The sequence below is a fragment of the Pseudomonas sp. P4795 genome (assembly GCF_048822895.1).
Classification (GTDB): Bacteria; Pseudomonadota; Gammaproteobacteria; order Pseudomonadales; family Pseudomonadaceae; genus Aquipseudomonas.
Window position 1 is genome coordinate 765,238 of the sequence record NZ_JBMFBT010000001.1, and the last position, 12,495, is coordinate 777,732.

The following is a 12,495-nucleotide window of genomic DNA, read 5'->3' on the forward strand; positions in this document are numbered from 1 at the left end:
AGGAGCTGACGAGTGAAACGAGGCTGCGATCTTTTGATCCAGTTTTTCAAGATCAAAAGATCGCAGCGTGCCGCAGCTCCTACACGAATTGGTGTTGAGTTGCGAGAGGAAGGGAAGGGTCAAATTTCAGACACAAAAAACCCCGGTCTTTCGACCAGGGTGTTTGCTATCGATTCCGAATCAACCAGAGGCTGCTTTCGGTGTTTCAAGGCGTTCAGTGATCCTTGAAACAGATATGGCGCAGCGGACGGGACTCGAACCCGCGACCCCCGGCGTGACAGGCCGGTATTCTAACCGACTGAACTACCGCTGCGTATCGCTTTGAGCTTGCGCTCAAGTAACTCGTTTGATTGAAAGCTTCGGTGCTTTTCAATCGCGAACCAGACAATGTCTGACTCGTTAAATATGGCGCAGCGGACGGGACTCGAACCCGCGACCCCCGGCGTGACAGGCCGGTATTCTAACCGACTGAACTACCGCTGCGCGTCGGTGCAGGCACTTTCAGCCTACGCTCTTGCTTACGCAAGTTTCTCGGGGAGTGGTGGGTGATGACGGGATCGAACCGCCGACATTCTGCTTGTAAGGCAGACGCTCTCCCAGCTGAGCTAATCACCCGTTTGCATCTCCGAGGCCGCGAAATTTACGCAGGTAGCGAACCTAAGTCAATAGCAGGATTGAAGTTTTTCTGAAAAAGACAAAAACGTGTCATTCCGAGTAAATCATCTTCTTGGTCATGCCGCCGTCGACCACGAATTCCTGCCCCGTCACGAACCCGGCATTCTTCGACAGCAGCCAGGCCACCATCGCCGCGACGTCTTCGACCGTGCCTACCCTGCCCGCCGGATGCTGCGCATGATCCGCGTCGGCCAGCGGTTCAGCACGCCTTACAGACGGATCCCGCGCATCGATCCAGCCCGGACTGACCGCGTTGACGCGAATCTCCGGCCCGAGGCTGATCGCCAGGGCGTGCGTCAGGGCCAGCAAACCGCCCTTGCTCGCCGCGTAGGCCTCGGTATCAGGCTCGGACTGCCCGGCGCGGGTCGAGGCCAGATTGACGATCGCCCCATTGTGCGCGCGCAGATACGGCGCACAGTGCTTGGCCAGCAACATCGGCCCACTAAGGTTCACCGCCAGCACGCGATTCCAGTAAGCCAGATCGAGGCTTTCCAGCGTGATGTTATGCGGATCGGCGACCGCTGCGTTGCACACCAATGCATCCAGACGACCGAACTGACCCAACACTTCAGCCACACACAAAGCAACCTGACTCTCGTCCGAGACATCCATGGCGATAAACCAGGCGTTCTCGCCGAGCACCTTGCTGACTTTCGAACCACGCACCCGATCCAGATCCGTCAGCACCACCTGCCAGCCTTCGCTGATCAGCCATGCCGCGATGCCCAGACCGATACCGCGTGCGGCACCCGTGACCAGCGCAACTCGGCCATGAGTCCCGGCCTTCGGCGTGGACAACTCGATCACAGTGCCGCCAAGCCACGCGCCAGATCGGCTTGCAGATCAGCCACATCTTCCAGGCCAACCGCGATGCGAATCAGGCTGTCACGAATGCCCGCCGCTTCACGCTCTTGCGGCGCCAGACGACCGTGGGAGGTGGTGCTCGGGTGAGTAATGGTGGTTTTGCTGTCGCCAAGGTTGGCAGTGATCGAAATCAGTCGGGTCGCATCGATAAAGCGCCACGCGCCCTCTTTGCCGCCCTTGACCTCGAAGCTCACCACCGCGCCGAAGCCTTTCTGCTGACGCTGCGCAAGCTCATGCTGCGGATGGCTCTTGAGACCGGCGTAGTGCACTTTCTCGATGCCGTCCTGCTGCTCCAGCCACTCGGCCAGCTCTTGCGCGTTGGCGCAGTGCGCTTTCATGCGCAGGCTGAGGGTTTCCAGGCCTTTGAGGAAGATCCAGGCGTTGAACGGACTCAAGGTCGGCCCGGCGGTACGCAGGAAACCGACAACTTCTTTCATCTGCTCGCTGCGACCGGCCACCACGCCGCCCATGCAACGCCCCTGTCCATCGATGAACTTGGTCGCCGAGTGCACGACAATGTCAGCGCCCATCTTCAGCGGCTGCTGCAACGCGGGCGTGCAGAAGCAGTTGTCGACCACCAGCATCGCGCCTTTGGCGTGCGCGATTTCGGCGAGTGCGGCGATATCCACCAACTCCGCCAGCGGGTTGGATGGCGATTCGACAAACAGCAATTTGGTGTTGGACTTGATCGCCGCGTCCCACGCCGGCAGCTCGGCCAGCGGCACGTAGTCGACTTCGATGCCGAAACGTTTGAAATACTTCTCGAACAGGCTGATGGTCGAACCAAACACGCTGCGCGACACCAGAACGTGATCGCCAGCACTGCACAAGCTCATCACGACAGCCATGATTGCGGCCATGCCGGTGGCGGTGGCAACCGCCTGCTCGGCGCTTTCCAGCGCAGCGATGCGCTCTTCGAACGCGCGCACGGTCGGGTTGGTGTAACGCGAGTAGACGTTGCCCGGCACTTCGCCGGCAAAGCGCGCAGCCGCGTCGGCAGCAGTGCGGAACACGTAGCTGGAAGTGAAGAACATCGGATCACCGTGTTCGCCTTCCGGCGTACGGTGCTGACCGGCACGTACGGCCAGGGTATCGAACGCTACGCCTTCGAGGTCGCTGTCCAGCCGACCGGCATCCCATTCCTGACTCATGCTGTCTCTCCTTGCCCTGTTCGCGAAAAATAAATGTCTTTTGCCGGATACAAAACCGGCCCCTCAGGGCCGGTAGAAACTCAGTTGTTGTACAGATCGATGATCGCACTGACCGCTTGGGTCTTGACCTTCGACAGGTCGTTACGCGCCTGCTCGATCTTGTTCAGGTAGGCCTCATCGACGTCACCGGTGACGTACTTGCCGTCGAACACCGCACAATCGAAGTTCTCGATCTTGATCTTGCCGCCACCGACCGCTTCGATCAAGTCAGGCAAGTCCTGATAGATCAGCCAGTCTGCGCCGATCAGATCAGCCACGTCCTGAGTCGAGCGGTTATGCGCGATCAGTTCGTGCGCGCTCGGCATATCGATACCGTACACGTTCGGATAACGCACGGCCGGTGCAGCGGAGCAGAAGTAAACGTTCTTCGCGCCAGCTTCACGGGCCATCTGGATGATCTGCTTGCAAGTAGTACCGCGAACGATCGAATCGTCCACCAGCATCACGTTCTTGCCGCGGAATTCCAGCTCGATGGCATTGAGTTTCTGGCGTACCGATTTCTTGCGCGCGGCCTGGCCGGGCATGATGAATGTACGGCCGATGTAACGGTTCTTGACGAAACCTTCGCGGAATTTCACGCCCAAATGGTTGGCCAGTTCCAGCGCGGCGGTGCGGCTGGTGTCCGGGATCGGGATGACAACGTCGATGTCGTGCTCAGGACGCTCGCGCAGGATCTTCTCGGCGAGTTTCTCACCCATGCGCAGACGTGCTTTATAAACAGACACGCCGTCGATGATCGAATCCGGACGCGCCAGGTAGACGTGTTCGAAGATGCACGGGGTCAGCGACGGGTTGGTCGCGCACTGGCGGGTGTGCAGCTTGCCGTCTTCAGTGATGTAAACCGCTTCGCCCGGCGCCAGATCGCGAATCAGGGTGAACCCGAGCACGTCCAGCGAAACGCTTTCGGAAGCGATCATGTATTCGACGCCTTCGTCGGTATGACGCTGGCCGAACACGATTGGACGGATGCCGTGCGGGTCACGGAAACCGACGATGCCGTAACCGGTGACCATCGCGACTACTGCGTAACCACCGACGCAACGGTTGTGCACGTCGGTCACGGCGGCAAACACGTCTTCTTCGGTTGGTTGCAGCTTGCCGCGCTGGGCCAGCTCGTGGGCGAACACGTTGAGCAACACTTCCGAGTCGGAACTGGTGTTGACGTGACGCAGGTCGGATTCGTAAATCTCTTTGGCCAACTGTTCAACGTTGGTCAGGTTGCCGTTGTGCGCCAAGGTAATGCCGTAAGGCGAGTTGACGTAGAACGGCTGAGCTTCGGCCGAGGTCGAGCTGCCGGCGGTCGGGTAACGGACGTGGCCGATACCCATGTGGCCGACCAGGCGTTGCATGTGACGCTGCTGGAACACGTCACGCACCAGACCATTGTCTTTGCGCAGGAACAACCGGCCATCATGGCTTGTGACGATACCGGCAGCGTCCTGGCCGCGGTGCTGGAGCACGGTTAGCGCGTCATACAGCGCCTGATTGACGTTCGACTTACCGACGATACCGACGATGCCACACATGCGACGCAACCCCTACTTAATGGATCTGAACTGAGCAACACTCACTGCGGCGTTTTGGCCGACGGCATGAGTTGCTCCTTGAACGGAATATCAGCGGGTACGCTGATACCGCTGGCAAGCCACTGACTGCTCCACCCGAGAATCAGGTTTTTGGACCAGTCTGCGACCAATAGAAACTTTGGCACGAGCTGTGATTCTTTCCACCACCCGTCCTGCTGTACCGGCCCCAGGCTCAACAGCCCGACCGCCACGACCACCAGCAACACGCCACGCGCAGCGCCGAAGGCCATGCCGAGGAATCGATCGGTCCCGGACAACCCGGTGACGCGAACCAACTCGCCGATAAGATAATTGATCATTGCGCCCACGATCAGTGTGGCGACAAACATGATGGCACAGCCCGCGATCACGCGAGCCGATGGGGTTTCGATGTATCCGGCGAGGTACTCGGACAGTGCGCCACCGAACATCCAGGCGACGACTCCTGCGATGATCCAGGTCACCAGCGATAATGCTTCCTTGACGAAGCCGCGGCTCAAACTGATCAAAGCGGAGATGGCGATAATTGCAACGATCGCCCAGTCAACCCAGGTAAATGGCACAGTGCAGCCTACAGACGGATAAGGCGGCGCATTTTAGCAGAGCGCATGGCTGTCGGTAAGCTGCGATTTACAGTGCATTCCTATCGGGCCGATAGATATCAGCCGCGCTCGGGCTGGAAGCGTACGACAAAACCCTTGAGGTTCTGCTGGCGACCCAGAAGATCACGCAGGCGATCGGCTTCGGCGCGTTCGATCAGCGGCCCGACGAACACTCGATTCTTGCCGTCGGCAGAGCGAATGTAGGCGTTGTAGCCCTGGCTGCGCAGGTTCTTTTGCAGGGCTTCGGCACTGGCACGACTCGACAGGCTCGCCAGTTGCACCGACCAGCTTACCGACAGGCCATTGGCGTCGACGCGGCTTTGCGTGGTATCCGGCTTGGCCGGTGCCGCGGCAATCGGCTGGGCCGGCGCGGCGACAGGCTTGGTCACTGGCGCCGGAGCAACCGATTTGGCCTGCGCAACGGGTGCCGCTGGAGCTTGCGTTACCGGAGCAATCGGCATCGACGGCGCAGTCTGCTCGGCGACTTCTTCGTCGCTTGGCACTGGCTCTTGCGGCAGGACTCGTGGATCGGTCACCGCCACCGGCTCCATCTGGATCTGCGCCACAGCCGGCGCTTGCGGCGCTGTCGGTGCCTCGACGGTCACCTGACGCTGCTCATCCTGACGGGTAAACAGCATCGGCAGAAAAATCACCGCCAGCGCCACCAGCACCAGAGCACCGACCATGCGCTGTTTGTACGCTTTATCCAGCAAAGCCATTTGCCGCTTCCTCCGTGGAGCGCCGGGCCAGCCATTCAAGGGCCTCGGCAACACAATAAAATGATCCGAACAACAGAATCTCGTCGTCACTGCTGGCCACGGCACACTGCCCTTCGAGGGCGGCCGCGACACTGTCGTATGACGTCACCGACGCACCAAGGTTCTGCAGTGCTGCCTGCAACTCTCGCACCGGACGCGCGCGCGGCGAATCCAGCGGTGCCACGGCCCAGTGCTCGACACTAGCACTCAACTCGCCGATAACACCATCCAGATCCTTGTCCGCCAGCAGACCGAACACCGCCAGACGCTTGCCGACCGGAGGCCGACTGGCCAGACGCCGCGCCAGATACTCCGCCGCGTGCGGGTTATGCCCCACGTCCAGCAGCAGATTCAGGCGCTTGCCGCTCCAGTCGAACGAGCGACGATCCAGACGCCCGACCACGCGGGTCGCCTGCAATGCGCCAACAATCTGCTGAGCATCCCACGGCAAGCCCAGCAGTAAATAAGCCTGCAAGGCCAGCGCGGCGTTTTCCATCGGCAGATCGAGCAGCGGCAAGTCACGCAGTTCGACCGATTGCCCTTGGGCATCGGTGCCGCGCCACTGCCAATGCTGATCGGTAATACCGAGATCAAAATCGCGTCCACGCAGGAAGAACGGGCACACCAGCTCGCGCGCCTTGTCGAGCAATGGCTGCGGCGGGTTCAGATCGCCACACAGGGCAGGTTTGCCCTGACGGAAAATTCCGGCCTTCTCGAAGGCCACGGATTCGCGGGTGTCGCCCAGATAATCGGCATGATCGACGCCGATACTGGTGACCAGCGCGATATCGGCATCGACCACATTGACCGTGTCCAGACGCCCGCCCAGACCGACTTCCAGCACCACAGCATCGAGCCCGGCCTGTTGAAACAGCCAGAACGCCGCAAGGGTGCCCATTTCGAAGTAAGTCAGGGAAGTGTCGCCACGCCCGGCCTCGACCGCGGCAAAGGCTTCACACAGCTGTGCATCAGTGGCCTCGACGCCATTGAGCTGCACCCGCTCGTTGTAACGCAGCAGGTGCGGAGAATTATAGACACCAACAAGCAGGCCCTGCGCCCGCAGCAATGAAGCCACGAATGCGCAGGTCGAACCCTTGCCGTTGGTGCCGGTGACCGTAATCACCCGAGGCGCTGGCTGGCCCAGCCCCATGCGGGACGCTACCTGTTGCGAACGCTCCAGGCCCATGTCGATGGCCGACGGATGCAACTGCTCGAGGTAGGCGAGCCACTCGCCAAGGGTGCGCTCGGTCATACGTTGGCAGGCACCGGCGGAACAACGATCGGCTCGATTGGCGCGGCGACGAATTTCGGCGTCGGCAGGCCCATCATTTGTGCCAGCAGGTTACCCAGACGCGGACGCAGTTCCTGACGGTGCACGATCATGTCGATCGCGCCGTGCTCCAGCAGGAACTCACTGCGCTGGAAGCCTTCCGGCAGTTTTTCGCGCACGGTCTGCTCGATCACGCGCGGACCGGCAAAGCCGATCAGGGCTTTCGGCTCGCCGACAATCACGTCACCGAGCATCGCCAGACTGGCGGAAACACCGCCGTAGACCGGGTCGGTCAGTACGGAGATGAACGGAATGCCTTCTTCACGCAGACGCGCCAGTACCGCCGAGGTCTTGGCCATCTGCATCAGCGAGATCAGGGCTTCCTGCATCCGCGCACCACCGGAAGCGGCGAAGCAGATCATCGGGCAACGGTTTTCCAGCGCGTAGTTGGCGGCGCGCACGAAACGCTCGCCGACGATTGCGCCCATCGAACCGCCCATGAAGCTGAACTCAAACGCCGAAACCACAACCGGCATGCCCAACAGGGTGCCGCTCATGGAGATCAGCGCGTCTTTTTCGCCAGTCTGCTTCTGCGCAGCGGTCAGGCGATCCTTGTACTTTTTGCCGTCGCGGAATTTCAGACGGTCAACCGGCTCCAGGTCAGCACCCAGTTCGGCACGGCCTTCGGCATCAAGGAAGATGTCGATGCGTGCACGTGCGCCGATGCGCATGTGGTGGTTGCACTTGGGGCAAACGTCCAGGGTCTTTTCCAGTTCCGGACGGTACAGCACAGCCTCGCAAGACGGGCATTTGTGCCACAGACCTTCAGGCACCGAGCTCTTCTTGACCTCGGAACGCATGATCGAAGGGATCAGTTTGTCTACCAACCAGTTGCTCATGCTTTCTATCTCCAGTACCGGCGGCCCGAACACTCTGGTTCGCGGCCCCGCGTATGCCCTTCAGCTAAATTCATGGGTGGCGATGATTGATGGATGGCCGGGTCAGCAAAACTGACCTGCGTACGACCCAAAAAATCCTCAGCCTGTTTTCTACCAAGCTGTGGACGGCGGCAGTCTGCCAGCCGTCACATCGTCGTTTTGCGTACTGCGTTGATAAAAGCCTGGATCTTCGCGTGATCCTTGATGCCCTTGCTCGCCTCTACTCCGCCGCTCACGTCCACGGCGTAGGGCCGGACCTGGGCGACTGCGTCAGCGACGTTATCCGGAGTCAGGCCACCGGCCAGAATCAATGGTTTGCTCAGCACTTGCGGAATCAGTGACCAGTCGAAGGCTTCGCCGGTTCCGCCGGGCACGCCTTCGACGTAAGTGTCGAGCAACACGCCGCTGGCACTCGGGTAAGCGTCGCAGGCGGCGGCAATGTCATCGCCGGCCTTGACCCGTAAAGCTTTGATATAGGGACGGTGCCAGCCTTCGCACTCGGCAGCGGTTTCATCACCATGGAACTGCAACAGATCCAGCGGCACGGCATCGAGGATTTCCCCCAACTCGCAGCGGCTGGCGTTGACGAACAGGCCGACCGTGGTCACGAACGGTGGCAGCGCCTGAATGATCGCCCTTGCCTGCTGCACGGTCACGGCGCGCGGACTTTTAGCGTAGAACACAAAACCGATGGCATCGGCCCCGGCTTCGACGGCGGCCAACGCATCTTCTATGCGGGTAATCCCGCAAATCTTGCTGCGAACGGCTGACATGTCGATAAAAACCCCAAGGCAAATCCGAGAAAGTCCCGGATGGTAACAAATGCGTTCGAGGGCGTCAGCCGTCAAGTTCCGAGAAACCCGTAAGGAAATGTGGCCCGATGAAACGCTCAGGCAACGGGAACTCGTCGTGATACTCGACCTGCACCAGATACAGACCGTACGGATGCGCCGTGACCCCGCCGGAGCGGCGTTCGCGGCTTTCCAGAACTTCCTTCATCCATTCCACCGGACGCTCGCCCGCACCAATGGTCATCAGCACGCCGGCAATGTTGCGCACCATGTGATGCAGGAAGGCGTTGGCACGGATATCGAGCACGATCATTTTGCCGTGACGGGTCACGCGCAAGTGATGCATCTTCTTGATCGGCGACTTGGCCTGGCACTGACCGGCCCGGAACGCGCTGAAATCATGGGTGCCGACCAGATATTGCGCGGCTTCGGCCATGCGCTCTACGTCCAGCGGACGATGATTCCAGGTGATTTCTTCGTTGAGGTGCGCCGGGCGGATCTGATCGTTGTAGATCACGTAGCGATAGCGTCGCGCAATCGCCTTGAACCGCGCATGAAAATGCGCGGGCATGACTCGGGCCCAGCTGACACTGACGTCGTGGGGCAGATTGATGTTGGCGCCCATGACCCAGGCTTTCAGCGAGCGGTCGACTGTGGTGTCGAAATGCACCACTTGACCGCAGGCGTGCACGCCCGCGTCGGTACGTCCGGCGCACTGCAGCGAGATCGGCGCATTGGCGACCTTCGACAGGGCTTTTTCGAGGGTTTCCTGCACCGTGGTCACACCGGTCGACTGGCGCTGCCAGCCGCTGTAGCGCGAGCCTTTGTACTCAACGCCGAGTGCGACGCGAAAAAAGCCTTCGGGTGCCATTTCGGCGGCCGGGGTTTCGATGTTTGCCAAGATGGGACAGCCTGCTGATCTACAAAGGCGGGCATTATAGGGCTTCAAGATCAAAAGATCGCAGCCTTCGGCAGCTCCTACACAGAAATCAGCGGTTTCCTGTAGGAGCTGCCGAAGGCTGCGATCTTTTGATCTGCCAAAAAGAACGGCAGCCTCAAAGGGCTGCCGTTCTTTTAGCGACGAACCTGACTTACAAGCTCGAGAGCATTTCCTTGGCTTCGCCGCGCTGCTTCTCGTTACCCTCGGTCAACACTTCCGTGAGGATGTCGCGCGCGCCGTCGTTGTCGCCCATGTCGATGTAGGCCTGAGCCAGATCGAGTTTGGTCGCGGCTTCGTCGGTACCGGCGAGGAAGTCGAAATCATCTTCACCCAGCTCATCACCCAGCGCCGCATCGGCTTCGGTGAACGTCGGCTCGTTAATGCTGCCCGACAGACTATCCAGCTCGGCATTGACGTCGTTCAGTTCGCTTTCGAACGCGTCCGGCTCGGCTGGGGCTGCATCCATCTCGTCAGCCAACGACAGATCGAAATCGGCCGGCAGCTCCAGGTCATCCGGCATTTCTGCCGCGACCGGCGCTTCAACTGGCGGCAGATCCTTCACGCCTTCGTCCAGATCCAGCAGGAAATCATCGTCCGCCAGCTCTACCGGTGCCGGCGCAGGATCGGCACCGAGGTCCAGATCGAGGTCAAAGTCCGACAGGTCGTCGAGGTTTTCCTTGATCTCGGTCTGCTGTTGCAGCACCGACTCGAAGCTCAGGTCATCGTCGGACGGGAATTCGTCCAGCTCCACCGGTGCTTCAGGCTCGACAGCAGCAACTGGCTCGATTGGCGTGATGTTGTCCAGATCATCCAGGCTCAAGTCGAATGTGCTGTCCAGATCGTCAGCAGGCGCAGCCACCGGAGCAACCGGCGCTTCGTCTTCATCCAGCAGCAATTCCTTGACGTATTCCGCGTCCAGCTCGGCGGCGATGGCGGCAGCCGCCAGACCGCTTGCAGCCACCACAGCCATGGCCGGGAAGCGGGTTTTCAACTCTTCGACTTTGGCGAAGTTATCGCCGTTGGCAACCAGTTGACGCTCCTGCACCACGAACGCATCGCGGTCGCCCTGACGGCCGTAGACTTCCATCAGTTTCAAACGCAGATCACTGCGCTGCGGTTCCAGGCTGATGCCCTCCTCCAGCAACGCGGCAGCCTGATTCAAGCGACCGGCATCAAGGTGCGACTGGGCTTTGTCGAGCACGTCATCGGAACGCTCGCCCGACGGCGCAACCAGTGGCGCGGAGATCGGCTCGGCCATCACGATTGGCGCGACTACCACAGCAGGTGCCGGAGTGACTGGCGCTGGTGCGAGCGTGACGCTGGCGGCTGGCGTTTCCAGACCTTCGAAGCTGCTTTGCGGCAGATCGTCATCGGCGGAGAACGACTGCTCCTCCAGCGCGCGCGCCATGCGCAGATGTTTGTCGGCTTCTTGCTGAGCCTTGCGGCGACGCGCCAACAGCAACAGCAGAAGCAACAACACCACAGCGCCACCACCGACCAGACCCAGCAGGATCGGATTGGTCAGCAGTTCGTTGAAGGTTTTCTCGTCGTCAGCGACAGGGGTCGTTTCGACGACCGGCCCAACCACCGGCTCGACTGGTGTTTCAACCGGCGGCGCAATAGCCGACTCTGGCGTAGGCGCTGCCGCTGCGGCCTCTGCTGGCGTGGCTGGCGGTGTCGCGGCCAGCTCGGCAGTAATTGCTGGAACAGCAGGATTTACGGCCGGCGCAGCGCCCGCCCCTTCAGCCTGCATCTTGGCCAGTTGATTGTTCTTCAGTTCGATCAGACGTTGCAGCTTGTCCAGCTGACTTTGCAGATCGGACATTCGGCTTTTCAGTTCCTCGTTGTCACGACGAGTCGTGTCGAGGCTTTCCTGAGTGACCGCGAGTTTGTTGCTCAGCGCCTTGGCATCACCGGCCGGGCCTTTGCCACGGCCCTTGGCGTTTTCGGCGGAGACCAGACTGAGATTGTCCTTGGCGTTTTGTGCAGCGCCAGTGTTGGCGCGACCACGGTTGGTTGCATCCAGCTGTTGCTGACCGGTGCCCGGCTTGGCCACATAACGACGGCCCTGACGCCAGGCTTCGTTCTGCGCCGCGACTTCAGCGATAGCCGCCGATTGCGGCAACGCAGCACTTTGTACGGCGTCCGGCAGACGCAGCACCTGACCGGTTTTCAAGCGGTTGATGTTGCCGCCAATGAACGCGTCCGGGTTCAAGGCCTGGATTGCGAGCATGGTCTGCTGCACCGAACCGCCGGTACGCGCCTTCGCCGCGATTTCCCACAGGGTATCGCGCGGCGTGGTGGTGTATTGGTTCGGATGGGTCGCGCCGGTGCTCGGTGCGGTGATGGTCGAAGTCGGCGCAGGCTGAGCAGCGGCGTCAGCGGTCTGCGGCGAGAACTTCGATGGATCCAGCAGCACGCTGTAGTCACGCAGCAGGCGGCCGTTGGGCCACATCACCTGCACGAGGAATTTGACCATCGGTTCCGACAGCGGCTTGCTCGAGGTTATACGCAGCACGCTTTTGCCGCTGGCATTGAGCACCGGGGTAAAGGTCAGGTCGTTGAGGAAGGCCTGGCGATCGACGCCGGCCTTGGCGAAATCTTCCGGCGAGGCCAGGCTCGGCACCACTTCGGCAGCGGTGAGATCCTTGACATCGAGCAGCTCGATTTCCGCCAGCAGCGGCTGGTTCAGGGTCGACTTCAGGGTCAGCTCCCCGAGCCCGAGGGCATGCGCCATACCGGAGGACAGCGCCGAGGCGGCCGCTATTGCTAACACCAGTTTGCGAACTTGAACCATAGCCTCATCCTTTGTTTGAACGTTCCTCGGCCAGCGAGAAGATATTGATTGCCGCTGCCGTAAGGCATTGCGCGCGACGACGAC

The 12,495-nt window shown here is 60.7% G+C and carries 10 protein-coding genes and 3 tRNA genes; all 13 read right to left on the bottom strand.

What is annotated here, in order from left to right; translation table 11 throughout:
* Positions 1-236: 236 nt before the first annotated feature.
* Positions 237-313: transfer RNA gene (locus ACOI8A_RS03425), tRNA-Asp, on the bottom strand.
* Between the two features lie 93 nt (positions 314-406).
* Positions 407-483: transfer RNA gene (locus tag ACOI8A_RS03430), tRNA-Asp, on the bottom strand.
* Between the two features lie 56 nt (positions 484-539).
* Positions 540-615 (bottom strand) — tRNA-Val (locus tag ACOI8A_RS03435).
* A 90-nt stretch (positions 616-705) separates the two neighbouring features.
* Positions 706-1,482 (bottom strand): SDR family oxidoreductase, encoded by a 777-nt coding sequence (locus tag ACOI8A_RS03440; protein WP_420648690.1) that lies wholly within the window; start codon positions 1,480-1,482, stop codon positions 706-708.
* Positions 1,479-2,690 carry an O-succinylhomoserine sulfhydrylase gene (locus ACOI8A_RS03445; RefSeq protein ID WP_420648691.1) on the bottom strand — a complete coding sequence of 404 codons (1,212 nt, stop codon included), beginning with the start codon at positions 2,688-2,690 and terminating at the stop codon, positions 1,479-1,481. The genes ACOI8A_RS03440 and ACOI8A_RS03445 overlap by 4 nt, the downstream gene beginning before the upstream one ends.
* A gap of 80 nt (positions 2,691-2,770) precedes the next feature.
* A complete protein-coding gene (gene purF / locus ACOI8A_RS03450; protein ID WP_420648692.1) occupies positions 2,771-4,276 on the bottom strand; it encodes an amidophosphoribosyltransferase in 1,506 nt (501 codons plus the stop codon).
* Positions 4,277-4,317: 41 nt separating this feature from the next.
* Entirely contained in the window at positions 4,318-4,878 is a 561-nt protein-coding gene (locus tag ACOI8A_RS03455; protein WP_420648693.1) for a CvpA family protein, read from the bottom strand.
* 98 nt (positions 4,879-4,976) lie between these two features.
* Positions 4,977-5,636 carry an SPOR domain-containing protein gene (locus ACOI8A_RS03460; protein ID WP_420648694.1) on the bottom strand — a complete coding sequence of 220 codons (660 nt, stop codon included), beginning with the start codon at positions 5,634-5,636 and terminating at the stop codon, positions 4,977-4,979.
* Positions 5,620-6,927 carry a bifunctional tetrahydrofolate synthase/dihydrofolate synthase gene (gene folC, locus ACOI8A_RS03465; RefSeq protein WP_420648695.1) on the bottom strand — a complete coding sequence of 436 codons (1,308 nt, stop codon included), beginning with the start codon at positions 6,925-6,927 and terminating at the stop codon, positions 5,620-5,622. Before folC ends, ACOI8A_RS03460 begins: the two co-directional genes overlap by 17 nt.
* On the bottom strand, positions 6,924-7,844 hold the full coding sequence (gene accD, locus ACOI8A_RS03470) for an acetyl-CoA carboxylase, carboxyltransferase subunit beta (protein WP_420648696.1): 921 nt from the start codon (positions 7,842-7,844) through the stop codon (positions 6,924-6,926). The genes folC and accD overlap by 4 nt, the downstream gene beginning before the upstream one ends.
* A gap of 185 nt (positions 7,845-8,029) precedes the next feature.
* A complete protein-coding gene (locus ACOI8A_RS03475) occupies positions 8,030-8,656 on the bottom strand; it encodes a phosphoribosylanthranilate isomerase (RefSeq protein ID WP_420648697.1) in 627 nt (208 codons plus the stop codon).
* A 64-nt stretch (positions 8,657-8,720) separates the two neighbouring features.
* Positions 8,721-9,545 carry a tRNA pseudouridine(38-40) synthase TruA gene (gene truA, locus ACOI8A_RS03480; protein WP_420648832.1) on the bottom strand — a complete coding sequence of 275 codons (825 nt, stop codon included), beginning with the start codon at positions 9,543-9,545 and terminating at the stop codon, positions 8,721-8,723.
* Between the two features lie 220 nt (positions 9,546-9,765).
* Positions 9,766-12,411 carry a FimV/HubP family polar landmark protein gene (locus tag ACOI8A_RS03485; protein ID WP_420648698.1) on the bottom strand — a complete coding sequence of 882 codons (2,646 nt, stop codon included), beginning with the start codon at positions 12,409-12,411 and terminating at the stop codon, positions 9,766-9,768.
* Positions 12,412-12,495: the final 84 nt, after the last annotated feature.

Excerpts from the sequence above, each read along its gene's own strand:
- ACOI8A_RS03460 (WP_420648694.1), bottom strand. The coding sequence starts at position 5,636 with ATGGCTTTGCTGGATAAAGCGTACAAACAGCGCATGGTCGGTGCTCTG.
- ACOI8A_RS03475 (WP_420648697.1), bottom strand. The coding sequence starts at position 8,656 with ATGTCAGCCGTTCGCAGCAAGATTTGCGGGATTACCCGCATAGAAGAT.
- ACOI8A_RS03485 (WP_420648698.1), bottom strand. The coding sequence starts at position 12,411 with ATGGTTCAAGTTCGCAAACTGGTGTTAGCAATAGCGGCCGCCTCGGCG.
- ACOI8A_RS03445 (WP_420648691.1), bottom strand. The coding sequence starts at position 2,690 with ATGAGTCAGGAATGGGATGCCGGTCGGCTGGACAGCGACCTCGAAGGC.
- folC (WP_420648695.1), bottom strand. The coding sequence starts at position 6,927 with ATGACCGAGCGCACCCTTGGCGAGTGGCTCGCCTACCTCGAGCAGTTG.
- accD (WP_420648696.1), bottom strand. The coding sequence starts at position 7,844 with ATGAGCAACTGGTTGGTAGACAAACTGATCCCTTCGATCATGCGTTCC.
- truA (WP_420648832.1), bottom strand. The coding sequence starts at position 9,545 with ATGGCACCCGAAGGCTTTTTTCGCGTCGCACTCGGCGTTGAGTACAAA.
- purF (WP_420648692.1), bottom strand. The coding sequence starts at position 4,276 with ATGTGTGGCATCGTCGGTATCGTCGGTAAGTCGAACGTCAATCAGGCG.